The sequence below is a fragment of the Bifidobacterium merycicum DSM 6492 genome (assembly GCF_900129045.1).
GTDB classification, from domain to species: domain Bacteria; phylum Actinomycetota; class Actinomycetes; order Actinomycetales; family Bifidobacteriaceae; genus Bifidobacterium; species Bifidobacterium merycicum.
This window is the reverse complement of the sequence record NZ_FQTX01000001.1, coordinates 149,315-175,049: the sequence shown is the minus strand read 5'-3', so window position 1 is coordinate 175,049 and position 25,735 is coordinate 149,315. Positions and strand designations below refer to the sequence as shown.

Annotated in this window: 20 protein-coding genes and 1 pseudogene; 11 read left to right on the top strand and 10 right to left on the bottom strand. The window is 58.2% G+C overall.

Annotated elements, in window-relative coordinates; all coding sequences use genetic code 11:
- Positions 1-11: 11 nt before the first annotated feature.
- The 5 genes from BUB29_RS00755 to BUB29_RS09765 all read right to left on the bottom strand — a co-directional run bounded on the left by BUB29_RS00755 (position 12) and on the right by BUB29_RS09765 (position 3,938).
- Positions 12-1,187, bottom strand: a complete 1,176-nt coding sequence (locus tag BUB29_RS00755) for an SPFH domain-containing protein (protein WP_033523740.1) — start codon at positions 1,185-1,187, stop codon at positions 12-14.
- Positions 1,188-1,215: 28 nt separating this feature from the next.
- Positions 1,216-1,827 carry a hypothetical protein gene (locus BUB29_RS00750; protein ID WP_033523741.1) on the bottom strand — a complete coding sequence of 204 codons (612 nt, stop codon included), beginning with the start codon at positions 1,825-1,827 and terminating at the stop codon, positions 1,216-1,218.
- Positions 1,828-1,829: 2 nt separating this feature from the next.
- Positions 1,830-2,333, bottom strand: a complete 504-nt coding sequence (locus tag BUB29_RS00745; protein WP_143155107.1) for a hypothetical protein — start codon at positions 2,331-2,333, stop codon at positions 1,830-1,832.
- Positions 2,334-2,410: 77 nt separating this feature from the next.
- A complete protein-coding gene (locus BUB29_RS00740) occupies positions 2,411-3,778 on the bottom strand; it encodes a DUF6591 domain-containing protein (RefSeq protein ID WP_051915004.1) in 1,368 nt (455 codons plus the stop codon).
- Complete coding sequence (locus BUB29_RS09765; RefSeq protein ID WP_156098193.1) at positions 3,765-3,938, bottom strand: hypothetical protein; 174 nt, start codon at positions 3,936-3,938, stop codon at positions 3,765-3,767. The genes BUB29_RS00740 and BUB29_RS09765 overlap by 14 nt, the downstream gene beginning before the upstream one ends.
- Positions 3,939-4,270: 332 nt before the next feature.
- On the opposite strand from BUB29_RS09765, the gene BUB29_RS00735 reads away from it, so the two are divergent.
- Entirely contained in the window at positions 4,271-4,879 is a 609-nt protein-coding gene (locus BUB29_RS00735) for a transcriptional regulator (protein ID WP_033523031.1), read from the top strand.
- Positions 4,880-4,973: 94 nt separating this feature from the next.
- Here BUB29_RS00735 and BUB29_RS00730 read toward each other — a convergent pair whose 3' ends face one another.
- Entirely contained in the window at positions 4,974-5,201 is a 228-nt protein-coding gene (locus BUB29_RS00730; RefSeq protein WP_033523032.1) for a hypothetical protein, read from the bottom strand.
- Between the two features lie 105 nt (positions 5,202-5,306).
- Positions 5,307-6,905, bottom strand: coding sequence for a Y-family DNA polymerase (locus BUB29_RS00725; RefSeq protein ID WP_033523033.1), 1,599 nt, complete (start codon positions 6,903-6,905; stop codon positions 5,307-5,309).
- Between the two features lie 197 nt (positions 6,906-7,102).
- On the opposite strand from BUB29_RS00725, the gene purF reads away from it, so the two are divergent.
- From purF to purD, 3 genes are all read left to right on the top strand, one after another.
- Entirely contained in the window at positions 7,103-8,608 is a 1,506-nt protein-coding gene (purF, locus tag BUB29_RS00720) for an amidophosphoribosyltransferase (RefSeq protein ID WP_033523034.1), read from the top strand.
- A 118-nt stretch (positions 8,609-8,726) separates the two neighbouring features.
- On the top strand, positions 8,727-9,761 hold the full coding sequence (gene purM / locus BUB29_RS00715) for a phosphoribosylformylglycinamidine cyclo-ligase (protein ID WP_033523035.1): 1,035 nt from the start codon (positions 8,727-8,729) through the stop codon (positions 9,759-9,761).
- 170 nt (positions 9,762-9,931) lie between these two features.
- On the top strand, positions 9,932-11,203 hold the full coding sequence (purD, locus tag BUB29_RS00710) for a phosphoribosylamine--glycine ligase (RefSeq protein WP_033523036.1): 1,272 nt from the start codon (positions 9,932-9,934) through the stop codon (positions 11,201-11,203).
- Positions 11,204-11,385: 182 nt separating this feature from the next.
- Here purD and BUB29_RS00705 read toward each other — a convergent pair whose 3' ends face one another.
- The 3 genes and pseudogenes from BUB29_RS00705 to BUB29_RS00695 form a co-directional block, all read right to left on the bottom strand.
- Complete coding sequence (locus tag BUB29_RS00705; protein ID WP_033523037.1) at positions 11,386-12,366, bottom strand: ribokinase; 981 nt, start codon at positions 12,364-12,366, stop codon at positions 11,386-11,388.
- A 133-nt stretch (positions 12,367-12,499) separates the two neighbouring features.
- Positions 12,500-13,941, bottom strand: a pseudogene (locus BUB29_RS00700) (MFS transporter).
- Positions 13,942-13,982: 41 nt separating this feature from the next.
- Positions 13,983-14,939 carry a nucleoside hydrolase gene (locus tag BUB29_RS00695; protein WP_033523038.1) on the bottom strand — a complete coding sequence of 319 codons (957 nt, stop codon included), beginning with the start codon at positions 14,937-14,939 and terminating at the stop codon, positions 13,983-13,985.
- Positions 14,940-15,265: 326 nt separating this feature from the next.
- Between BUB29_RS00695 and BUB29_RS00690 the strand changes: the two genes are divergently transcribed.
- From BUB29_RS00690 to BUB29_RS00660, 7 genes are all read left to right on the top strand, one after another.
- The gene (locus BUB29_RS00690; protein WP_193349141.1) at positions 15,266-17,779 is read left to right on the top strand and encodes an LTA synthase family protein; all 2,514 of its coding nucleotides are present in this window, start codon (positions 15,266-15,268) and stop codon (positions 17,777-17,779) included.
- Between the two features lie 67 nt (positions 17,780-17,846).
- Positions 17,847-18,872: a glycosyltransferase gene (locus BUB29_RS00685; RefSeq protein WP_033523039.1), complete on the top strand. Its 1,026-nt coding sequence runs from the start codon at positions 17,847-17,849 to the stop codon at positions 18,870-18,872.
- A 143-nt stretch (positions 18,873-19,015) separates the two neighbouring features.
- Complete coding sequence (locus BUB29_RS00680; RefSeq protein ID WP_033523040.1) at positions 19,016-19,843, top strand: ABC transporter permease; 828 nt, start codon at positions 19,016-19,018, stop codon at positions 19,841-19,843.
- Positions 19,844-19,872: 29 nt separating this feature from the next.
- Complete coding sequence (locus BUB29_RS00675; RefSeq protein WP_033523141.1) at positions 19,873-21,126, top strand: ABC transporter ATP-binding protein; 1,254 nt, start codon at positions 19,873-19,875, stop codon at positions 21,124-21,126.
- A gap of 12 nt (positions 21,127-21,138) precedes the next feature.
- Positions 21,139-22,509: a polysaccharide pyruvyl transferase family protein gene (locus tag BUB29_RS00670; protein WP_073117539.1), complete on the top strand. Its 1,371-nt coding sequence runs from the start codon at positions 21,139-21,141 to the stop codon at positions 22,507-22,509.
- 101 nt (positions 22,510-22,610) lie between these two features.
- Positions 22,611-24,557 (top strand): rhamnan synthesis F family protein, encoded by a 1,947-nt coding sequence (locus BUB29_RS00665; protein ID WP_033523041.1) that lies wholly within the window; start codon positions 22,611-22,613, stop codon positions 24,555-24,557.
- On the top strand, positions 24,554-25,636 hold the full coding sequence (locus BUB29_RS00660) for an acyltransferase family protein (RefSeq protein ID WP_033523043.1): 1,083 nt from the start codon (positions 24,554-24,556) through the stop codon (positions 25,634-25,636). Before BUB29_RS00665 ends, BUB29_RS00660 begins: the two co-directional genes overlap by 4 nt.
- Positions 25,637-25,735 lie beyond the last annotated feature (99 nt).

Below are 25,735 nucleotides of genomic sequence, written 5' to 3'. Positions count from 1 at the left end.
TCCTTATAAATCTATAGACCAAGAATCTGTTTCTTCTTGGAATCGAACTCATCTTGGGTCAGAATCCCGGCGTCCAGCAGTTCCTTGAGTTTCTTGACCGCGTCCAACTGTTCACCGACCGACATGGAAGGCACAGCCACGGTCGAAGCCGACTGTTGCGCCGCCATAGGCTGCTCCGCAACTACAGCATTGGTCTGCGCCCCGGTCACAGGATTCACGCCCTGCGCGAAGGCCGCGCCGAACATCATCGCGCCCGCATCACCGAACCCATGTGCCTCAACACCATGCGCAATCTTCTGCTGCGCCGCCACATTCGAAGCGTGCTGCGACACATCCTCATACGCCTTCAGATCCATCTTGTTGGCGGAGAACTTCTGTACAAGTTCACGCGAAGCATCCGAAAACTCGATGTTCTCAATACCGATTTTGACGATATTGAACCCGAACCGGGCAGGCCACGTCCCCGCGTTCTGCCCATCATTCGCCACCTTGAGCGCAATATCATTCGCCTGCGCTGGCAACTGCGAGATTCTGTACTGCGTTGACAGCGCATTCAGTGCCACCGTGAACGACTGCAGAAACTCAGCCAGAATCTGCGAACGTGCTCGTTGATCATCAAACGAGTAGTAGGTAACGTTTGCCGGAACGAAATTACGGATGAACCGCACCGGGTCACCGATTTGGATGGTGAACGAACCATAGGCGAAAATCTCAAGATCCGTCCCATAGAACAGATCGTTATACATGAGCGGGCCGCGCGTACCAAACTTGATGTCACGAATCTCACGCAGATTTACAAAGGCAATCTGCTTGTAATCGGAGGTGATGCCACCATAGCCAATGCGTTCGCCGACCTGTTTGAAGATCGATTTCTTTACTCCGTCGCCATTGAAAACACTGTCCTGCCCGTCATGATACTCGTAGCCGCCTGGCTGGGAGATGATGTTCTCAATGCCGGACTGGTTGAAGATGAACGCTGCCGTGTTCTCCGGCACATAAATCTTTGAACCGTTGGTGATGACGCCTTCCGAGCCACGCCCGTTGGAGCCGCGGCCGTTATCGGTGTTCCGCCGTTCGCCAGGAGCCAATGCCGTGTGCTCATCGAAATGTCCCGAGGTGATGATGTCTTTCCACTGGTCGCCGAAGGTTCCGCCGACCGCCCCACCTATTGCCTGCAGAATGCCCATGTCATATGCCTTTCACCTGTTAGCGCGACTATTTCAACGTCTGTGTGGTGTCACAGTAGCGGCATTGGATCGTCATGCCAGAACGCCCGGAGATAGGCGCCCTACATCCGATGCATTTGACCGTGACCTGTTCTTCTGTGTTTTCCTGCGAATCCATCGTCTTTCCGGTAAACGTTTTGGCGAAAACATCAAGGGTCCCCTTGATGGCCCCCGCCAGCATCTCCACACTGGGTATGGTCTTGCGCAATTCCGCAGCCTGGCTGGACGGAAGTCCTGTGGTGACTTGGCTGAGGGCATCCAGCCATTGGGCTACCAGTTTCCGACTGGAGTACTTGTCACCGGTCTCAAACACGAATGACACCTCATCCGTGGCGAAGAACAAATCCAATACCGCAAGGTCGTTTTTTTCCGCATATTTCGCCTGCACAACCCCATCCAACACTTTGAGTCGGGATAGCGGATACACATCCTCATGCTCCGCCCCTTTACCGAACATCTTTCTGATCTGCCATACATATATCAGATTCCTATTGGTCAGAGTCAATTCCACGCATGCCTGCTCACGGTCGTCGCCGCAGCGTCGGGCCTGCGTGCAGGTCAGGATTTTCGTTTCGTCCGATCGTAACTTGTATCCGCTCATCGTCACCCTCTCTTCTCCCCCTTGTTTCCTTTGCGCTGTTTAAAGAACCAGATCGCCGCAATGATAATGATGAGCTCAATCAGGCCGAGAAAACTTTCTCCCCAGATCATGTACGCAATGGCAATGATGACGAACATCACCACACAGGCAACGATACCGATAAGCAGCATCTGCTTGTTCTGCTCAAGCTTGGCAGCTTCGCTCTTCTGCGTGACGGCGCGAATGCTCAGCTGGGCGTCAATATCTTGGAAGAATTGCTTGACGTGCTGCATGTACTGTGTCTCGTCATCGTTCTCACTGCTCACCTTGACGAGAGCCCCATTTTCGCGGGGAGATACCACAGCCGTAAATGTGCCGCCGTTGTATGCGCTGAACAGCACTGTCATACTCGTATCGTTCGCACCGGTAAGCATGAATGTCGCGCTCGTTGCCAGCATCGTACGGATGGACTGATAAACCATCGACGGCGATGATGAGAAACTGCCTTGTTGAACTGCCAAAACCATGTATCCGTATATCCTCTCTATTCACACGCAAGAGAGCTCCGGGGCACCGCTAAGATGCCCCGGAGCCTCTTAACTCCTTATGCGACGGATGCCAGCTTCTGCGTGATGCGCCCCATTACCTCGAGGTAGTACGCCTCATCGGCAGCACTCAACGAATTCTGATCGATCGCATTCAACTTGGTCATGGTGTCGGTATATTGCTGCATCATCTTCGTGTAGTCCGCGAGCATGCTGATGGAGTTCCCCGAGTCCTTGTACTTCTTCATGAATTCGACGTACTGGTCGAAGAACTTCTCGTAGCTGTCCATCGAAGCCTTGAAGTCGGCACTGACCTGCGATGGGTCGTATTGCTGGCTCTGCTGGCTCTGCTGGCTCTGCTGGCTCTGCTGCGACTGCTGTTCCTGCTGCGTATTCTGCGACTGCTGTTGACTCTGCGATTCCTGAGTCGGCTGACTGTCTGTCGAATCCTGGTCTTTTGAATCATCTTCGGATTTCGGGGCATCCAAGGTGATGTCCATGGTGTTTCCATCCTCCTCATCCTCCATGAAGAAGACCTTAATCTCATTGCCCTCAGCATCTTTCGCAGTATAGATATCCGCGGATTTGTCATAGTCAACGGTGAACCCCATTTTCTTCGCATCCTTTACATAGGAATCGAAAGAGGATCGCGTCGCATTACACAACTTAATGGAAACATGGTCCGATGAATCGCTATAAACCTCACCTTTCTGATTAGCTAGCACCGGCAGTTTCTTGGCGAAGTCCCCATCCGGCCAAGTAATCGACTGGCATGATGTCTCAATCGCAGCCTTATGCTCGGCCTTCGCATGCACGGTGTAAGCGATCATTCTGCCGCCCATGACCACTACGGCAGCCACAGTGACACCGATGGCGACATATGCCCCGATACGGCCTCCGACCTTGCCGTTCTTCCGCGTGAAGATCACCCCCAGAACGGACAACAGTGCAGGTATGAATGCCAATACCGCAATGAGCGGCACGGTGATATCGGAAGCGGTTACCACCGATGCAAGCAGCATGAACACTGCGGCGGCGATAACAGCGAACACTACGATTTTCGATAGTTTTTTACGCTTCTTCGGCTGGGCTTCCTCCACAGGGGGAACCGTCGAAATATAGGTTTGAGAGCTATCAGTCTGCTGCTCCTGCAACTGTGCGGCACTCGGCATCTGCCGCGTAGAGTCCTGAAACGAATTCCACTGTGCATAATCGTTCGGATTGAACATCTGCGTCGTTTCGGAATCCGCTTGCCGAGCATTGTGCCCCAACTGCACCGCTGCTTCTTTGGCATCCGTCTCTTCTAAACCACCGGCATTCGCCCCAACTGCACCACTCTGCGGTTCGACTTCATCGCCCGATGCCTGCGGCACCTGAGTGTTCGGAATATCCTGCGACTTTGGCTTGTTTTCGTCATCGAATGTCATTGTCGTTCCCTTTCTTGTGGGAGTTCTCACCGCGATGGTGTCTGCTCCGTGCCTCGTCGCAATCGTCGGGGCGATTCATCTCGGCCGGTGTGGTGTTCTTTGCCGCCTCGTCGAATATGCGTACGCCGTGCAGAATCGTGTTTGCCAGTTGTGCGAACATGACCTTGCTTCCTTTCTGACGGCGTTCCCTATGAGAAACGACTGACCTTCAGTCATTCCAAGACCACGAATCGGTCTCTTTGCGGAACCCGTCATCAGGGGGCGTGATTTTTTCGCGTGCAGCTTCTCCCTTCTTCCACAAGACGCGAAAATACGGTGTTGAGTTCCACAGCAGATGAGTTCTCTCCTTTTGGTGTCTATCCTCTTTCATCCCCGCTATGGCGTCAATGACGTAACATGTTATAATTCACTCGTATTTTGAAGGGGGTTTATACTATGAGTGGTATATCAGCACGAAACAGCGCCTGCTGGAGAACACGACTCAAGCAATGTATGGATGAACGAGGTCTCACGCAACTGGATTTCGTACGCGCATTGAACCGGCAGTATCTCACGAAATTCCATCAAAAGGACGTCAGCAGATGGCTGAACACCGGTAATCGCACCTCATCGGGCGAAATCGGGTTCCCCAAATATGAGACCATGGCAACCATCGCTGACTTCTTCGGAGTGGATGTCGGCTATCTAACCGGCGAAACGGACGAGAAGACCTATGCCATGAGCCACGCCTGCGCATTCACCGGGCTAAGCAGCAGCTCCATCACCGCCATCCAGTCATGGATCAGAACATCGCCGGCACCGCAGAACACCAATCACGCGCATGCAGATGACCCGATGCACGAATACCGTGCCGCCACCATCAACCGGCTTCTGTCGTCACCGAAATTTCCCGAACTGGCAATGAAGCTGCTGACATTGCAGGAAATGTCGGCGATCTGGAGCAACAATCCGCAGAAATTTGAAGGCATTCTCGGTTCCCTTGCCAATGACAACGACTTACCGGACGACCTGGCCCTGCAACTGCTGCTCGGTGCGTTCTATGGCATGGCGAGCGAAAGCTTCTCCGCTTTGTTGCATGACGCATACCCCATGCCGGAATAAGTCGCCGGTGATACAAACCACCGCTGCCGTCACGCGCGCAGCCCGCACAAGCTCGCCTTCACCAAACCAACGAATCACACCACCCGGCAATAGCTCAGGCCGGCATATAGCCTTCCGCCACATCAACCGGGGTATTGGCTTTGGCGATGGCCTCCTCGTTGACGCGAACCGTGCGGTTGAGCACATCCTCATACCCGGTCAGCGCCGCGAACGGCATGAATTGCGCGGCTCTGCCGGACAACGCCATGTGCGCGTGACGCCGAGACTGGTGGTGCGGCAGGTTAATGATGTCGTCGTAGTCATGCGTTTCCGTAAGTGCCATACGTTCCCCTCATTCGCTTCCAATCTTCCAATACCGTTCAGCCGCTATCTCATCAAGCACGCTCAGGTCACGCTCAAGCACGCTCAGGCACATTCAGGCGACCAATCATGCGGCATGCCCGCCAATCTGATTATTGCGCTGCTGGCCGGTCGCCCCGTCGAACATGTCCATGGCCTTGATCACCGAGTTCTTGCCGAATTTGCGCTTGATATCCAGCAATGCCTGCTGCACGGCCTGTTCGGAACGCTCGTCCGCCTTGCCACAGCTCCCCTGCTCCCGCAAATCAGAGCACACTTCGCCACTCTCACCCTCACTGGTGACGGAGAACAGGTCAGGCTGCTCATAGCGTTTGCCAGCCTCCAATTCCGCCGGCGTCGCCACGTCAAGCGCCGTCACGTTCAGCCTACGCACCAACAGTCGGGAATCGACCAGCCGGCAGAACAACCCGTCGATCGCAGCGCGAATCTCCGCCGACGATGAGGTGAACCCGCCCAGATCGATCGACCCCGACACGGCTTTAGGCACGCGCCTGCCGTAATAGTCCGTGCCTATCGGCCCCGTATATGCCGCAGCAGCGGTCTGGGCCGCACGCTTCACTTCATCCGGCGCGCAAACATCCAGTCTTCCCGGGTCGAGGCTTGCGGTGTCATAGCCGACTGCGAGCGCCACCCTGTTGGTTTTCAGCCCTTTGCCCACCAAATCCAATGCCAGCGCCTCCGCCATTTCCTTTGCGATCAGCCGAGCAGTGCCGAACAGTGCCACGCCGGTCAGCACCTGGCCGGCTCCTACGCTGTGTTCGGCGGGCTTGTATGCTTTGATGTCGGCTATGGTGCACGGCTCCCACCCCCATGCATGGTCGATGAGCAGTTCCGCGTTGACGCCGAACAGACGGTACAGCAGGTCCTCGTTGTAGTAGTCGGAGGCCCGCCCGAGCGAACAGCGGGCGATGTCGCCCATGGTCATGAGCCCGTGGGCTTCGAGCTTCTTCGCGTATCCGCGCCCGACTCTCCAGAAGTCGGTGAGCGGCCTATGCCCCCAGAGCAGCCGGCGGTACGACGTTTCGTCGAGCTGCGCGATGCGCACGCCTTCGGCGTCGGCCGGAATATGCTTGGCCACGATGTCCATGGCGACTTTGGCCAGGTACAGGTTGGTGCCGATGCCTGCGGTGGCGGTGATGCCGGTCTCGTTGTAGATCGCCCGCACGATGTCTCGCGCCAGTTCGTGCGGGGTTTTGCCGTAGGCGTGCAGGTACCGCGTAACGTCCATGAACACCTCGTCGATGGAATACACGTGAATGTCGTCCGCGGAGGCGTACCTCAGGTAGATGCCGTATATTTTCCCGCTGGCGTTGAGATAGTGTGACATTCTCGGTTTGGCGATGTATACGTCGACGGCCAGGCTCGGGTCGGCTTCCAGCTCGTCGGCGTAATACGATGTGCCGCGGAATCGATGCCCCGGTGCGCTCAGCTGCCGTTCCGCGTTGATTTGACGCAGTTTCTCCTTGACTTCGAACAATCGGGCACGCCCGGGCAGCCCGTAGGCCTTCAATGACGGCGACACGGCAAGGCAGATGGTTTTGTCGGTGCGTGATTCGTCGGCGACGACCAGATGCGTGCGCAGCGGATCGAATCCCAGTTCCACGCATTCGGAGGATGCGTAGAAGGATTTCAGGTCGATGGCGATATACGCACGTTCCTTATCCACTCACACCCTCTTCGCGGCACCGTTGTTCACTCCGTCCGCTCGCGCGGGACGGCGCAATGAATCGAACAGACGTTCGATTCCCCATCATACACGCTCCGTCTCGCATACAAGATGCGGCGGCGTGAATGTAGCCGGCGCTTGATAGGGTTGACGCGGTAGAAATCCCCTGTCTCCACTGTTTCGGAAGGAGCTTTGGCGTGTCAGCAGAACTCGAAGACATCCACGAGGAATGCGGTATTTTCGGCGTATGGGGGCACCCAGACGCAGCTAGACTCACTTACTTCGGCTTACACGCTTTGCAACATCGCGGTCAGGAGGGTGCCGGCATCGTCTCGAACGACAACGGCCATCTGAATGGCCACCGCGGCAAGGGACTGCTCACCCAAGTGTTCAGCGACGAACGCGAAATCCAGCGTCTCAAAGGCAGCCATGCCATCGGCCATGTGCGTTACGCCACGGCCGGTTCCGGCGGCAACGACAACATCCAGCCGTTCATTTTCCGCTTCCATGACGGCGACATGGCCCTGTGCCATAACGGCAATCTGACCAACTGCCCTTCCCTGCGCCGCAAACTCGAAGACGAGGGCGCGATCTTCCATTCAAATTCCGACACCGAAGTGCTCATGCACCTCATCCGTCGTTCCGACAAGCCCACGTTCATGGACAAGCTCAAGGAGGCGCTGAACACCGTTCATGGTGGTTTCGCCTACCTGATCATGACCGAACACGCCATGATCGGCGCGCTCGACCCGAACGGGTTCCGTCCGCTGTCGCTCGGCAGGATGACGAACGGCGCCTACGTGCTCGCCTCCGAGACCTGTGCGCTTGACACGGTCGGCGCCGAACTCGTGCGCGACATCCGTCCGGGCGAGATCGTCGTCGTCGACGATGACGGCTACCGGATCGACCGTTACACCGATCAGACCCAGCTGGCCATCTGCTCGATGGAGTTCATTTACTTCGCCCGCCCCGATTCCAACATCTATGGCGTGAACGTACATTCCGCCCGCAAGCGCATGGGCGCCCGCTTGGCGCAGGAGTCCCCCGTCGAAGCCGATATGGTGATCGGCGTGCCGAACTCCTCGCTGTCCGCCGCGTCCGGTTACGCGGAGGCCGCCGGCCTGCCGAACGAGATGGGTCTGATCAAGAACCAGTATGTGGCGCGAACCTTCATCCAGCCCACGCAGGAGCTGCGCGAGCAGGGCGTGCGCATGAAGCTGTCCGCCGTGCGCGGCGTGGTCAAGGGCAAGCGTGTGATCGTGATCGACGATTCCATTGTGCGCGGCACCACGTCGAAGCGCATCGTGCGTCTGCTCAAGGAGGCGGGCGCGGCCGAAGTGCATATGCGCATCAGCTCCCCGCCGCTGAAATACCCCTGCTTCTACGGGATCGACATCTCCACCACCAAGGAGCTCATCGCCGCGGAGAAGTCCGTGGAGGAGATCCGCGAATACATTGGCGCGGATTCCCTGGCGTTCCTGTCGCTCGACGGCTTGGTCGATTCGATTGGACTCGGCGCCGACGCCCCGTACGGCGGCCTGTGCGTCGCATACTTCAACGGCGACTACCCGACCGCCCTGGACGATTACGAGGCCGATTTCCTCAAGTCGCTCACCCCGGAGGACCGTGTGCGTCTGCCTGAATTCGCGCTGTACAAGAGCAAGTACGAGGGCAATGAATACCAGGCACTCCCCCAGTCCTGAGCCGCAGCGAGCCGAAGTAAGCAGCAGCAAGCAGCACGGCCCAACATCACCGTCACCTGTACCATCAACCCCCAAATCAAAACCTACAAACCATAGGACAAGCAACAGGAAGGCCAACATGCCAGAAGCATACGCAAACGCCGGCGTCAGCGTCGAGGCGGGTTACGAAGTCGTCAAGAGAATCAAGTCCCATGTGGCACGCACGAATCGCCCCGGCGTAGTCGGCGGCATCGGCGGATTCGGCGGCCTGTTCGATCTCGCCTCCCTGGGCTACAAGGAGCCGGTGCTGATTTCCGGCACCGACGGTGTGGGCACCAAGCTCGTCGTCGCCAAGATGGCGAACAAGCATGACACGATCGGCATCGACTGCGTGGCCATGTGCGTCAACGATATCGCCGCCCAGGGCGCGGAACCGCTGTTCTTCCTCGACTACATCGCCTGCGGCAAGAACGATCCGGCGCTGCTCGAGCAGGTCGTTTCCGGCGTGGCCGACGGCTGCGTGCAGGCCGACTGCGGTCTGATCGGCGGCGAAACCGCCGAAATGCCCGGCATGTACGACGAGGATGAGTACGATCTGGCCGGTTTCACCGTAGGTGTTGCGGAGAAGTCCGCCATCGTCGACGGCTCCACGATCACCGAAGGCGACGTGCTGATCGGTTTGCCGTCCACCGGCGTGCATTCCAACGGCTTCTCCCTGGTGCGCAAGGCCCTGTTCGAGCAGGCCGGCTACACCGTCGACACCCAGCTGGATGAGCTCGGCGGCGCCAAGCTCGGCGACGTACTGCTCACCCCGACCAAGATCTACGTCAAGACCTTGTCCCCGCTGTTCAAGGCCGGCGTGGTCAAGGGCGTCGCGCACATCACCGGCGGCGGTTTCATCGAGAACATCCCGCGTATGATCCCCGATGGTCTCGCGGCCCACATCAACCTCGGTTCCTGGCCCGTGCTGCCGATCTTCGACGTGCTGGAGAAGGCCGGCGACATCGACCATATGGAAATGTTCAACATCTTCAACATGGGTATCGGCATGGTGCTGGCCGTCAGCGCCGACCGCGCCGACGAAACCATGGCGATGCTCGAAGCGAACGGCGAAGCCGCATACGTGCTCGGCAATATCGTGAAGAACACCGGCACCGACGTGGAACTCGTCTGATAGATGGTAAGGCCTCCCCCGAAAAGGAGGCCTTACCTTATGCCATCAGGCCGCGTTCGCCCCGGTCGGCGCGGCCGCGGTCCATTTCCGCATCCGGTCAATTTCCATTCCAAGATCTACGCAATTCTACAGTTTTCACAGATTTCAAGCAAAGTTGAGGAGACAAGATTATGGGTCAGAAGGTTCTGGTCATCGGTTCCGGCGCGCGTGAGCACGCCATCGCCCACGCGCTCATGCGCGGCGGCAGCGTCGACGAGGTGACCGTCGCCCCCGGCAATCCCGGCATGGAGCTCGATGGCATCCGCACCACGCAGATCAGCCTGTCGAACCACGCCGCGCTCATCGAATTCGTGCGCAGCAACCAGTACGACTGGGTGTTCGTCGGACCGGAAGTGCCGCTGATCGAAGGCATCGTCGACGATTTCGAAGCCGCCGGCATCAAGGCGTTCGGCCCGAACAAGGCCGCCGCCCAGATCGAAGGCTCCAAGGACTTCGCCAAGCAGCTCATGGCACGCCACAACATCCCCACCGCCCAGTACCGCACCTTCGAGGAACTCGAACCGGCCAAGGCCTACGTCGAGGAGCACGGCGCGCCGATCGTCATCAAGGCCGACGGCCTCGCCGCGGGCAAGGGCGTCACCGTCGCCATGGATGTCGAAACCGCCATCAACGCCCTGGATGACATCTTCATCGATCATCGTTTCGGCGCGGCCGGCGCGAAAGTCGTCATCGAAGACTTCCTCGAAGGTCAAGAATTCTCCCTCATGAGCTTCGTGCGCGGCACCGAATTCTGGCCCATGCCCATCTCACAGGATCACAAGCGCGCCTACGACGGCGACAAGGGGCCGAACACCGGTGGCATGGGTGCCTACAGCCCCGTCCCCCAGATTGCGCAAAACGTCGTCGATGAAGCCATCGACACCATCGTTCGTCCGACCGTCGAAGCCATGGCCGCCGAAGGCACCCCCTTCACCGGCATCCTCTACGCCGGTCTCATCGCCACCGCCGACGGCCCCAAGGTCATCGAATTCAACGCCCGCTTCGGCGATCCCGAAACCGAAGTCGTCCTCCCCCAGCTCACCAGCGACCTCGCCACCGGCATCAAGACCATCCTCGATGGCGGCACCCCGACCTTCACCTGGGATGAGCACAACACCACCCTCGGCGTCGTCCTCGCTTCCAACGGCTACCCCGTCGATGTCATCAAGGGTGCCCGCATCCCCGAAATCCCCGTCCCCGACGATGGTTCCCACGTCTACTACGCCGGCGTCACCAACTCCGACGAAGGCCTCGTCGCCTCCTCCGGCCGCGTCCTCCTCGTCGAAACCTCCGCCCCCGACATCAAGGCCGCGCAGGACAAGCTCTACGCGATCATCGACAAGCTTGACACGACGGGAATGTTTTACCGCCACGACATCGGCTCCAAAGCGCTGGACGCATGACGATGCGCGCGTTAGCGGCGTTGCTCTTCGGTCGACATATCAACATATGCCTTCCCTCGGTGCGCCTAGCCAACGCGCGCATCGCCGCTTGACTTCCGCGCATCCGTTCGGAGCATGAAAAGGGCCCACGGATCATGATGTTCACCGTCATGATCCGTGGGCCCTTAGTGGTTACGACTCGTTCAGGCGAATCGCGCCTTGATTTGCGCCGCGTTCCCGTACGAGGCCTGAGCGCCGTAACCGGTTGCGGCGTAGGCCGATACGTACGAGGCGAGTCTCGCCGCGTCCTGAAGGCTGAAGCCGGACGCGAGACCGGCAAGCACGGTGCCCATGAAGGAGTCGCCGCAGCCGGTGGTGTCGACGGCATCGACCTTGACCGGGGCGATGCGGATGATGCGTTTGTTTTCGGGTGCTGCAGTGTCGAGTACGACGGAACCGTCGCCGCCCAGGGTGACAATCGCCTCCTTGAATCCGTACTCGGCCATGCAATCCGCCGCATGATTCCAATCGAAGTTGTCCCAATCGTCATCCTCGGGTTCGTCGATGCCCAACAGCTGGGCCATCTCATGCTCGTTAACCAGGAGCACGTCAGCGGCTTCGACGAGTTCGGCGGGAATCACGGGGGTGAACGGGGAATCGTTCAGCAGCACTTTCACTCCGGCTTCATGGCACATGCGTGCGGCCGCAGTGACGGTTTCGATGGGGCTTTCCAAGCATAGGCCCAGTACGCTGGACGACACCAGTTCATCCTTCATGGACTGCACGTAGTCGACGGTGACCTGCGCGTTGGATCCGGGGGAATACACGATGATGTTCTCGCCGTCGGCGTCCACCACGATGACGGTGGTGCCGCTCGGCCCGAGCACACGGCGCACGTTCGACACGTCGACTCCGGCATCCTCAAGCCGTTCCAGCAGGAAGTCGGCGTTGGAATCCGAGCCCACCGCACCGAACATGCGCACGGTGGCGCCTATTCTGGCGGCTGCGGCGGCCTGGTTACCCGATTTGCCTCCGGGCAGCAGCTGCAGCGGACCTCCGGTGATGGTCTCCCCCGGTCCGGGAAGACGCTGCGCGGTGACGGTGTAATCAGCGTTCATGGATCCGATCACCGAGACCGTGCCGTGGATGCGGTCCAATGCGGAAAGTACTTCGGGTGAGCTCATCGTGTATTCCTTCCTTGTGTGGGTTATCTTATGGCTTATTCTTCGGCGAGCGAGCTTGGGATTCGTCCGACCCTGACGGGCTGGTCTGGTCGACATGGTCTGAAGACCGGCCCGTCCGCAGCAGGAACGGTGGCTACTTGGAGGCCTCGTCACTTTCCAACGCGTGGTTGCCTTCGTAAATCTTCTTCTTGAACACGAAGAACACAATCAGGCCGAGCGCCGCGGATGCGGAGCCGATGAGCAGCAGGTTGGAGTAACCGGCGGCTACACCGGTGGTGCCGACGATGGAGGAACCGCTAAGCGCGTTGGATCCCAGGAGGCTGCCGATGATGGCGATGCCGATGGACGGCGACACGTTCATGGCCAGATCGTTCATGCCCACGCCACGCCCGGACTCATCCTTCTCGATGGTGCCCAGCACGGTGGAGACGACCGGGAAATACATCATGCCGCAGCCGGCGTAGAACACGCAGGCCCACACGGTCAGGACCACGAAACCGGAGTTCACGCAGAACGCGGCGCCGGTCCAGCCTACGAACATGAGGGTTCCTGCGGTCACCAGGCCGGCCTTGATGCCGATCTTGCCGATGATCATGCCCGAGCAGGTGCCCACGACGGCGGCGACCACGAAGGCCCACACGATGTGCAGGGAGACCTGGGTGGTGGTCATGTGGTAGATGCTCGTACCGATGGCGTTGAAGATCGGGCTCAGCGCGTAGTTCACGAAGTAGAACACGAGGATGAGGCTGATGGCGCGCAGCCAGCGGGTGTTCTTGAAGAACGCCGGGGTGATGAACGGGTTGGCGGCCTTGTTGATGTAGAAGCCGAACGCCACGTACAGCACCACCGACACCAGCAGCATCCACCATGCCATGTAGGAGAAGAACAGGGTGAGGAACGCGGTGGCGAAGCCGAAGATCACAAAGCCGAACGCGTCGACCTTCTGGCCGTTGCCGCTCTTGGACGGCAAGGTCTTGAGCAGGATCGGCAGGAAGAGGATGGTGACGGAGGGGATGAGGAACAGGTACTGCCATGCGATGGAGCTGAGCATGCCGGCGGCGAACACGCCGATGGATGCGGACAGCTGGTAGGCGGCGGTGAACAGCCGAAGAAGATCACCTTGAGATCATTGCGTAGGTATTTGGTCGCCACCACCAAGAAGGCGGAACCGGCCACCTGTTCGCCTGCGGTCTGCAGGACTCTGGCGATGATGACGGTCCATAGGTTCGCGGTGAAGAAGTAGTTGGTCACGAAACCGAAGAGGGATCCGATGAACAGGGTGACCAGGCCTACGGTGACGAGCTTGCGCAGCGAGACGAAGTCGCCAAGCGAACCGTAGATGAAGCATACGATGCCGAGCACGATGCTGGGGAATGCGGTGATCAGCGATGCCTGGTTCGGCGCGCCCACGTCGGTGCCGACCTGCTGGAATACCAGATTGAAGCCTTGCAGGCACAGGGTGCCGAGCACGAAGGTGATGAGCAGCGGGATCAGGGCTCGGATGGCCATCTTATTGCTGATGACCGGGTCGTCGAACGGATCCTTCGGCGCGACGCCGGTGGTTTCGTTGGTCATGGTCGTTCTCTCTTTCCGTTCCTAATACGTGTCTCTGTGTCTCAATCGGCGTTCTTCGCCAGATTGGTGATGCGGGTCATGAACTCGTTGAGGAAGCGCGGCACGTCAACGCCGACGGCGACCTTCATGGTCTTGACCGGGTCGTTGAGACGGGTTTCGTCGCCGATGGTGCGACCGCGGGTGGGGCCTTCCAAGTCGACCTTCATGTTGATGTCGAGCGTGGTGACGAGGGCCGGGTCGACGGCGACGCCCACGGCCAGCGGGTCATGCAGGCCGCATCCGCCCAGATGCGGGGAGGTGGTCTCGTAGGCCTTGATGTAGAAGTCGGTCATGTCGGCCAGGAAGGTGCCGGCCTTGGTGCCAAGATCACGCCAGCGCTGCGTTTCCTTGTAGGTCAGGAGCGTCTGGAGGGTGACGTCGAGGCCGATCATGGTGGTCGGGGCACCGGAACGGAACAGGTAGTCAGCTGCTTCCGGATCTTGGGAGATGTTGGCTTCCATGCAGGCGTTGCAGTTTCCTGGGACGGTGAGGGCACCGCCCATGAGCACAATCCTGCCAATCTCATCCTTGATTTCCGGGGCTTTCTTGAGTGCCGCCTCAATGTTGGTCATCGGACCGGTCGGCACGTAGATGAGGTCCTTGCCATACGTCTTCACCGCATCGATGATGAAATCGACAGCGGACTGCGTTTCGGCGGAACGGTTGGAGTCGGGGATGTCGACGTCGCCGATGCCGTTCTCGCCGTGAATGAACGCGGAGACGGGTAGGACGGAGAAGGATTCGGTGGTGCTGGAGTGCAGCAGGCCCTGATAGACCTTCACTTCTGGGTGGCCGAGCAGATCGGTGATCGCGAGCGCGTTGCGCACGCCCTGCTCGACCAGGACGTTGCCGTAGGTGCCGGTGATGCCGATGAGCTCGACTTCGGGGCTGCCCAGCGCATACGAGATGGCCAGAGCGTCGTCGACACCGGTGTCAAGATCAAGAACGAGTTTCTTCATTGGAATTCGCCTTTCAACTTTGATGGCCCCGTCACTCCGTTAAGGGAATACGCGTGACGTTCCCTTTATGATAAAACGTTTTATCAATTTGGCAAAGCGCAGTGTGTCGCCTTGCGCGGCACCACTTTCCACCATTCCCCGCACTTCACATGCACGATGGTGGAATATGACGGCGCACGTCCAGAGATGGGCACTAGTATGTATCTCGCTCAAACACGTTTCCGCCCACGGGACCCACCTCGAAGGATGCGATAATGCCTAGTTTGTTGAACGATTCCCATGATTCCGATTTCCCATACTCGGATCGAGATGACCACGATACCGGCATGGCATCGGGGAGCATTCCCCTTTCCGTGGGGGACGACACCTCCACGAACGCATCATCCTCCACGGGCATACCGTCCATCGCGGATGTGCCGTTCATCACGGACGTGCCGTTCGTCACCGGCACACCGACGAAGACACCCGACGGTGAAGACGGAACCACATCGACCCACGCAGACGAGGTGACCGACGAACCGAACGACGAAGTGACATCCACGCACGAGGATACCGCCGAGGACGTCACGACGCCGACCCATTCCGCTCCCAGCGAGACCACATCGGAAACGCCGGACGTCGAAGACGACGAGGCGGCCGACGAAACATCGCCGAACACCGTTTCCACAGCCGTCGCTGCCATGAAGCGCGCGACCCGTAAGACGCGGCACGCAATCCACAACGTATGGAGCGCCTTCACCGGACTCGCGTTCATCCGTCTCATCACAGGCCTCTTCCTCAGGTTCCGCCCCATCTGGAAGAAGCGCCCGAAGTTCTCCTACGCGTTCTACACAATCGTATTCACGCTGCTCACCACAGGCGAGGTCATTTTCCTCCAGTGGGGCATGTACAGCGAGCCGGAATACGACGACAACTCCGACGTCGACAGCACCACCAGGATCCTGTCAAGCGTCGCCGGGCAAGTCGCCAAATTCGTCTCCCAGATGTGGCTCGAGCACAAATACCAGTTCCTGCTCAACGCATTCGTCCTAGCGCTCATCTACCTCGTCTTCATCTTCATAACCAACCGCTTCTGGATCGCGACGTTGCTGTTCGGCGTCGTCTTCACCGTGTACGGCACCGCGAACAGCATCAAGGTGAATCTGCGCAACGAACCCATCATCCCCGCTGATCTGACCTTCATCACCGGCGGCAACTCGGGGAAACTGCTTTCCTTCGTGCCCGATGAGAAGCAGGCGTTCGTCGGGAACGTCACCCTTCTGACAGTGTGCTTTGTGTGTCTGTGCCTCGCTCTGTTCATCCTCGACGGAAGGCGATGCTTCATCTTCTGCTCATGGAGGCGGCCTTTCGCCAGTCTCAAGAACATCGCCGGCACCATCACCCGCGTTCTCGCCGCGATACTCAGCATCGTGATCCTGTGCTCGTATTCATGGAATCTCAGCATTCCAGGCTCCTGGGCTTATTCCTTCGCCGGCTCGCTGGGCTATGCGCCGTCACTGTTCGACACGAAGGTCGATGCCACGGCCAACGGCCCCGCAACGACGTTCCTCAGCCTCACCAAGACCAAGATAATGGATAAGCCGGCGGATTACAGCCGCGAAGCCATGAGCAAAATCGCGAAGAAGTACGCCGCCGAAGCCAAGTCGATCAATGCGACCAGGACGAACAAGCTCACCGACAGCACCGTCATCCTGATCCTTTCCGAAACGTTCTCCGATCCGACGCGCGTTCCGGGCATCTCCCTCTCAACGGACCCCATCCCCAACATCCGCGCGCTGAAGGAAGCGACCACGTCCGGCCTGATGCTGTCGTCCGGTTATGGCGGCGGCACGGCCAATATGGAATACCAGGCGCTGACCGGCCTCGACCTCGCCAATTTCGACGATTCTCTCAATGTCCCGTTCCAGCAGCTCGTCCCGAACCAGAAGAACCCCTATGCGTTCAACCATATCTGGAACGACCGGTATGGCGCCAGCGGATCCGACGCGGTGCATCCGTACTACCAGAGCATGTACCTGCGCAATGTGGACTACAAGAAGTTCCAGTTCTCCCATCTGCGCACCCTGGACAGCACGCCGAGCATCAAGCACACGGACACCATCGACTATTCGCCGTATGTCAGCGACGCGGACGCCTACCAGAACGTCATCGACCTGCTCAACAAGCAGAAGCATCCGCAGTTCCTGCAGCTGTCGACCATGCAGAACCACATGCCCTACACAGGGTGGTACACGAATAACGAGTTCGTGGGGTCGGATACCTCGGAGGGCATTTCGACGGACGAGCACAACAACCTCGAGACGTATGCGAAGGGACTGAACTACACCGATCAGGCGACCGCCTCGTTCCTGAACTCCCTGAATCAGCTTGACAAGCCGATCACCGTTGTGTTCTACGGCGACCACCTGCCCAGCATCTATTCGACGGCCAGCCAGAACGCCGCGAACACCCTGGCGCTTCACGAAACCGACTACTTCATCTGGTCGAACCAAGCCTCCCCCTCGAATGGGATGAAGCTCGACGCCTCCACCACGGCCTACATGTCGCCCAACTATTTCATGTCGCTCGCGGCAACCCACATGAACGCGAAGGTCTCGCCATATCTGGCGATGCTGACGGAACTGCACGAGCAGTTCGCCGCCACCAGCCGCGTCGCGGCGAACACGAACAGCATCGGTGCCGGCGACACGATCTATCTGGATAATGCGGGCAACCAACTGTCGGAGAAGTCGCTCAGCAAACAGGCGCACCAGCTGCTGCACGACTATCGTCTGGTCCAATACGACATGACCGCGGGAAAGGGATACCTCAACAACAGCGGCTTCACCACAGTCAAGTAAAAGCCAAAGTCAGGTAGAACTGTATAATCAGTGTTCGATGTCACAGTCAGTACCGAGGATAAACCTTATGACCGATCCGAAGCCTTTGGTCTCAATTATCGTTCCCGTATACAACGCTGAAGCGTATCTGTCGTACTGCGTCGATTCGATCCTCACCCAGTCGTATGACAACCTTGAGGTGATTCTTGTCGATGACGGCGCCAAGGACTCCTCCCCCAGCATCTGCGACGATTATGCGGCCAAGGACCCGCGGGTCACCGTCATCCACCAGGAGAACGGCGGCATCGCCAAGGCGCAGAACGCTGGCCTTGATGCGGCGCATGGCGACTACATCGCGTTCGCCGACAACGACGATATCCTGGATCGCCGCAACATCGAGTTCCTGCTGCACGCGCTGCTACGTAGCGGCGCCGACATGAGCAAGGCGCGTTGGCAGCAGTTCGGTGTCTCCACGCTTGACGAGATCGAGGGCAAAGCCTCACAAGGAGCGGAAACGCCGAAGAAGATGACCGTCTTCAGGGATCCGCTTCGCGCCTATCAGACCGTTTTCTGCAAGAGTCTGCGACTGTTGGGCGACGCGCTCGGCAGGAACACCGAGGCACGCTATTTCAACGAGGCGAACTGGTGCCGTCTGTACAGGCGTGAGCTGTGGGACGGCATCCGTTTCCCCGAAGGCATGTACGCCCAGGATGTGATGGTCGCCGGCGAACTCTATTCCCGTATGGACAAGGTCGTGGACATCGACTGCGTGCTGTACTACTGGCTCCAGTCCGCGGGCTCCGTCACGCACAGCAAGCGGAACTACTCCTTCTACCGGGACAACCTGCGTGCGGGAACGGCCAACTTCGAGCACGCGTTGGATCAGGGTATCCTGCCGGCGCGCAGCTATTACACCGCGGTCGGCTCCCTGCATGAGGCGACGCACGCCCCGGATTTCAGCGAGCATCGGGATGAGCACACACTCGACGAGGACACCGTGCGCTCCCTGATCGCCAGGCTGTCCGCACCGCGTAAGCTCGTCTGCGCCGCGCTGCGAATGATCAGGTTGGCGGAGAAGCAGGTATACGACCGCCGAATCAAGAACATGAAGTAACCCCACGCCGGTTCACCGTCCACCGGGAACACCGGAATGAGATGCCCCGAACGGTGCCATTCCAGTGTTCCCGAATGTATGTAGGGTGTAGGTTCCCCGCACGTATGAGCCGCCCACAACCCCTTTGATAGACTGAGGAAACTATGAGTGCCTTAATGCAACGTCTCAAAGACAAGTACCGATATTCGATAGTCGTATTCAAAGAACTCGTGAAAACCGACTTCCAGCTGCGTTACCAGGGATCGTTCCTCGGCGTGCTGTGGTCCGTGCTGAAACCGCTGATGCTGTTCGCGGTCATGTACACGGTTTTCGTCCGGTTCCTGCGTTTCTCCGACGGCACTCCCACCTTCGCGATCTCATTGCTGTGCGGCACCTGCCTGTGGTCCTTCTTCTCCGAGGCGACCACAATGGGCATGCAATCCATCGTCAACCGCGGCGACTTGCTGCGCAAGGTGCATTTCCCGAGCTATATCATCGTCGCGGCCACCACCATGGGTTCCATGATCTCCTTGGGCATCAACCTGATCGTGGTCATCGTATTCGGTTTCTTCTCACACGCGCACTACACCTGGCACGTCCTGCTGGTTCCCCTCAACATCCTGCAGCTATATGTTCTGGCGCTAGCGATCTCGCTGCTGATGGGCACGCTCTACGTGTATTTCCGTGACGTCTCCCACATCTGGGATGTGGTTCTGCAGGCCATGTTCTACGCAATCCCCGTGATCTACCCGCTGTCCATGGTCGCCCACTACTTCCCGCTGGTGTCGAAGATCATGCTGCTCAACCCGATAGCCCAGACCATCATGGACGTACGTCATAACCTCCTGTCCCCCGAGGACATCCCGACCGTCTGGACATGGGTCGGCAATCCTTATCTTTCCCTCATCCCCTACGTGCTGTCGCTGCTGCTGCTCTGGCTCGGCGTGTATGTATTCCGGAAGAACAGCAGCAAATTCGCGGAGGTGCTCTAGTGACCACGGTCAACAATCCAGCGACTGACATGAACGACGATCCCAACGAAATCGCACTGTCCGTATCACATGTCGCCAAATCCTTCCGCCTGCCCACCGAACAGGCGAGCGGCCTGAAGCAGGCGTTCCTCAACTGGACCAAGGGCATCAAAGGCTACCGCGAGCAGCAGGTGCTGCGCGACATCTCCTTCAATGTGCGCAAGGGCGATTTCTTCGGCATCGTCGGCAGAAACGGCTCCGGCAAGTCGACGCTGCTCAAGATCATCTCCGGCATCTACATCCCGGAAAAAGGCGATGTCTCCATTAGCGGCACACTGGTCCCCTTCATCGAGCTCGGCGTCGGTTTCAACCCGGAACTGACCGGCCGCGAGAACGTGTATCTGAATGGCGCGTTGCTCGGTTTCTCGCGTGAGCAGGTCGACGCGATGTATGACGATATCGTTGAATTCGCCGAACTGACCGACTTCATGGACCAGAAGCTCAAGAACTACTCCAGCGGCATGCAGGTGCGTCTCGCGTTCTCCGTGGCGATCAAGGCCCAAGGCGACATCCTCGTACTGGACGAGGTGCTTGCGGTCGGTGACGAGGCCTTCCAAAAGAAATGCGATAACTTCTTCAAGCAAGTGAAGGACGATCCAAGCAAGACGGTGATTCTCGTCACGCACAGCATGGGCGCCGTCAAGAAGTATTGCAATAAGGCCATTCTCATCAAGGACGGCGAGATCATCGTATCCGGCGACCCCGGTAACGTCGCCGACCAATATTCCCTTGAGAACGCGCATGACCTCAACTATTTCAAGACCAAGAGCGAGTCGGAGAAGGCATACCGCTTCCCGAACGGTCTGAATCCTCTAGTCCCTATGCTTCAGGTGACCCCCGTATCCCCCAAGATCTGCGACGGATTGTCTCCGTTCGTCTTCGACGTCGAATACGAGTACACGCCGCAGGACAAGCAGGGGTATCTCGGCCTGATCCTTCAGGATGCCCGTCGCGGCGGCCAGGTCTACGACATCGACACGCAGAGCCACTACTTGGGCGTTCCGATCGAAAGCGGCCATCACAAGGTACGGTTCTCCATTCCGCTGGACTATTTCAACAACAGTGAATTCCGTATCTTCGCGACCGTCCGCACCGAGTCGGACGATCCCGAGCATCCCGAATTCGTCGCCTTCACCAACGACGACTTCTGCTGCTATTTCGCGGTGCGCAACGACCGCAACAGCGAGAACGGCATTCTCAGCGACCGTGTCCTGAAATTCGAGCAGATCGAGCAGATCGACTAGCGAAGGAACTGCATGGAAAGAATAGCCCTCTGCGGTGTGTTCGATATCCCCAATTATGGGGATCATCTGTTCCCGCTTATCGTCAGGAACGAGCTTCGCAAGCGCGGCTGCGATTACGAGGTCGTGCTGTTCTCTCCTTCCGATGCGCGGGAATGCTTTGTCGAGGATTCCCATATCCACTCGTTGGATGATATGGAGCGCATGCATCAGGAGCAGCCGTTCCGTGCGATTATCGTAGGCGGGGGCGAGATCATCCACTGGCACAGGTACCAGCAGAAGTACTCGTTCTCCCGCGACTCGTTCAGGGACTATCCCATGGATAAGGTCTGGATCGTTCCGTTCATGATGAAGCTGAAATACAATGTGCCGCTCATCTGGAATGCCCCGGGCATCCCCTACGATTACGACATCGAGCGTCAGTGCGCGAACTTCCTGTTCTCGAACATCGACTATATCAGCGTGAGGAACACCTTCTCCAAGGAGGTTCTTCAGCGTTGCGGCGTTCCCGCCGAACGGATCCATCAGATTCCCGACACCGGTTTCGCGCTCGGCTCGCTCGCCGCGCCGGCCGATCTCGCAAGGATGAGGGGCGATTTGCAGCTGGACGAGGGCAAGTATGTCGTTTTCCATTGCAATCGTTTCATTTCCAAGGAGGACGAGGACGCCGCCTTCAACGCGCTCAACGGCCTCCACGACAAGGGTTACGCCGTCTATCTGCTGCCGCTCGCCTATACGCATGGGGATGATGCGAAACTCGCCGCGATCAGGGACCGTTCCGGCGGCAGGTTCCGCATGCCCGAGTCGCCACTGTCGTTGTTCCAGATCATCGCGGTACTGTCCGGCTGCGCGATGTACGTGGGCACAAGCCTGCATGGCACCGTTACCGCATCGGTGTACGGCAGAAAGGTCGTCAGCTTCGACTACCAGCAGACGAAAAAGACCCACGACTTGTACAACACGCTTGGCCTGGGTGACTATTACGTGACCGATGGATCCCAGCTCGCGCGGACGGTTGATCTGGCGCTGAAGCAGCAGCGGCCCGTCGATTTCACGGAAATACTGGATGCCATCAAACAGCATTTCGACACCATCGTCTCCGTATTGGACAAAGGCGAATGCCTGCACCCGAATCCCACCACCCAGGCGTCGCAATTCTCGGACATGGCATTCCTGTTCTTCACCTACGCCTACGAATGCGAGGGACTCCGGAAACGTGTCAAAGAGCTTACCGAGGCTCTTGACACGAATCTGAGATTCGTAGAAATTTTCAAGGGACGCAGCGAATATCTGCAGCAGGAGAATGACAAGCTTCAACAAGAAATGACGGAAACGTTAGATTACAAGTTGAACAACACCAAATCGAGACTGACCCACAGAAAATAGGAATTTCACCGATACTCCCGAGAACCCGGACGATGATGGAAGAATCATCCGCCTTTCGGGGGAGCGCTGACTCACGATGAGGAAAGAAGGATTCTACTATCATGCGATTACAGGATGAGTCTTCAGTGAACCGTCTTGGAATTTTCTTCTTCTACGACGCCGAGGGCGTCGTAGACGATTACGTCACCACACTGCTCGACGGGTTCAAACCGCATTTCTCCGAAATGACGATCGTCTGCAACGGAAAGCTCAACGCCGAGGGCAAGGCGAAATTGTCCCCGTACACTAATAATCTCATCGTCCGCCCGAACAAGGGCTTCGACGTATGGGCTTACAAGACGGCCATGGAATCCCATGGCTGGGAGAATCTGGCACACTTCGATGAAGTCGTGCTGTTCAACGCGACCATCATGGGCCCGGTCTACCCGTTCTCCGAAATGTTCGAGGCGATGGACCAGCGCGATCTGGACTTCTGGGGCATCACCAAATTCCACAAGGTGCCGCAGGATCCGTTCGGCCGCAGCCCCTTCGGCTACCTGCCGGAGCATATCCAATCCCATTTCCACGCGTACCGCCGCAGCCTGATCACCAGCAAGGCGTTCCAGGATTACTGGGACAACATGCCTCCCATCGAAAGCTACTACGATTCCGTCGGCCTGCACGAATCGCTGTTCACCAAACGTTTCGCCGATCAGGGCTTCAAGTGGGACGTCTACGTCAACACCGACGATCTGGAGAACTTCACATACAGCCCTATCACGTTCGCCGCGAAGACGCTGATCGCGGAGAAGCGTTGCCCGATCTTCAAACGCCGCTCGTTCTTCCATGACTACATGGATACCATGAACCAGTCGGTCGGCAATGCCGCGCTGGATTTGTTTGAATACCTGCGCGACCATACCGATTATGATGTCAACCTGATTTGGCAGAACGCGCTGCGAACCATGAACCTCGCGGATCTGGTCAAGAACCTGCATCTCGATTTCGTGCTGTCCGACAGCACCCCCTCCCCTCTTCCGGAGCACAGGCGTGTGGCGCTCATCATGCACCTTTACTACATGGATCTGCTTGACAAGACGTTGGAATACGCCAAGTCCATGCCGGAGGGATGCGATTTCATCCTCACCGTCGGTTCAGAGGAGAACGCGCAGCTGGTACGCGAACGTTGCAAGGACCTGCCCTACAACGTCGATGTGCGGGTGATCCAGAACCGCGGCCGCGACGTCAGCGCCCTGCTGGTCGGAGCAGGCAAGGACTGCCTGAAGTACGATTACGTCTGCTTCGCGCACGACAAGAAGGTCACCCAGCTTTCGCCGTACAGCATCGGCGACGGCTTCGCCTACAAATGCTTCGAGAACATCCTCGGCAGCAAGGCGTTGGTGACCAATATCATCAACCACTTCGAGCACGACCCGCATGCCGGTGTGCTCGCTCCGACACCGCCTGACCACGCCGATTACTTCGGCAATTTCGCCAGCCTTTGGGGCCCGAACTACGAGGGCACCAAGAAGATGCTGAACGAGACGCTCGGTGTCAAGGTCCCGCTGGATCCGAACAAGGAGCCGATCGCGCCGATGGGAACCATGTTCTGGTTCCGCCCGCAGGCTCTGCACCAACTGTTCGACATCAACTGGAAGTATGAGGATTTCCCGCCGGAGCCGAACAAGATCGACGGTTCCATGCTGCATTTCATCGAACGCGCCTACGGTTACGTACCCCAAGCGAACGGCTTCTACACCGGGTACATCTATTCCGACCGTTTCGCCCGCATCGAGCTCACGAACCTCTCCTATGACGTGCAGAAGCTCGCCGGCAGCACTGCCCCTTATCTCGATGCCACCCTGTTCGGCACCTGTCTCAACATTCCCAGAGGCTTCTCGCTGCGCGCCGCCATCGTTCTGTGGTTCAAGCGTATACTCGTACGTACTCCATTCGCGTTCCATGCCGGCGCCAAGGTGCTGAACGCATACCGTCATATCCGGCACCCGCGCACCTATCAGGCGAGATTCGCCAATAAGAACGGCCACCTGACGAAAGACCGCACATGAGCGAGACGAACAGCGTTACCTCCGGGAATACCGTACCCACCACGCAGGGCACGCCGCATAAGCGACCACGCCTCTTCTATCTGGATCTCGTACGCGCGCTCGCCGCGATCATCATCGTCATCACGCATTTCAACAATCCGTATATGATCGGTCACTCGGTGTTCGCGTACGAACCGTTCGGCATTTATATCGGAGGATTCGGCGTATCGCTGTTCCTCATCATCTCGGGCGCGGCCCTGATGTACACGTATGGGCAGTCGGAGAAGCTGGATTACCGTAGGTTCTACTACAAGCGGTTCATCGGCATATACCCGATGTTCTGGATCGCGTTCATCCTCGCCAATGCCTTCCTGTTCCTGAGGAACGGCGGGCATATATTCGCCTCCGCGCCGAAATGGTCGTTGATTTTCTCCGTGCTCGGCGTGGACGGATTGGTGGCGAACACCTCCCTCCCCACGTTCTACACGCTCGGTGAGTGGTTCCTGGGCTTCATCCTTGTTTTCTATGTCGTGTTCCCGCTGCTGCGGTATGGCGTGAAAAAGCACCCCGTGATCATCGGCGTCATCGCCGTGATCCTGTATGCGGTAACGCTGTACTTCCAGCCGAGGCCGTTCGGCCTGTCCCCCGATCTGCTGCTCACCATGCGTCTGCCCGAACTCCTGTTCGGTATGTACTTCATCCAATACATCAAAAAGGTACCCGTGGCCGCCGCCATCGCGTCCCTGCTGGTGCTCGTCGTTCAGGAGATCCATCCGCTGCTGAGGGATTCGCTGGGCGTGACGGTGGTCGGCATCTGCGCGTTCCTCGTCATCGTCTATGCCGCGCGTTGGCTTGACGTGCAGCCTGTCCGGGTGCCGGTGAAATCCGTTTCAAGGTACTCGTATCCGATTTTCCTGGTGCACCACGTGCTGATCGCCCAAGTGTTCACGATTGTTGACTCCTCGGCTCTTTCGACCGCTGACGGCTACCTGCTGTTCGTCGTTGATTTCATGATCATCATGGCCTTGTCCATTGGCCTATTCAAGTTGGAGAAGGCGACCATCGCCTACGTGCGTATGATGTTCCGCAAAGCCAAGTGATTCCTCTCCGGCACTGGCCGTATCAGCGTAAAAGGTCGTCCTGCCGAATCATCGGTTGGACGGCCTTTTTGCATAGGCATGCGCAGCCGAACCGCCGCG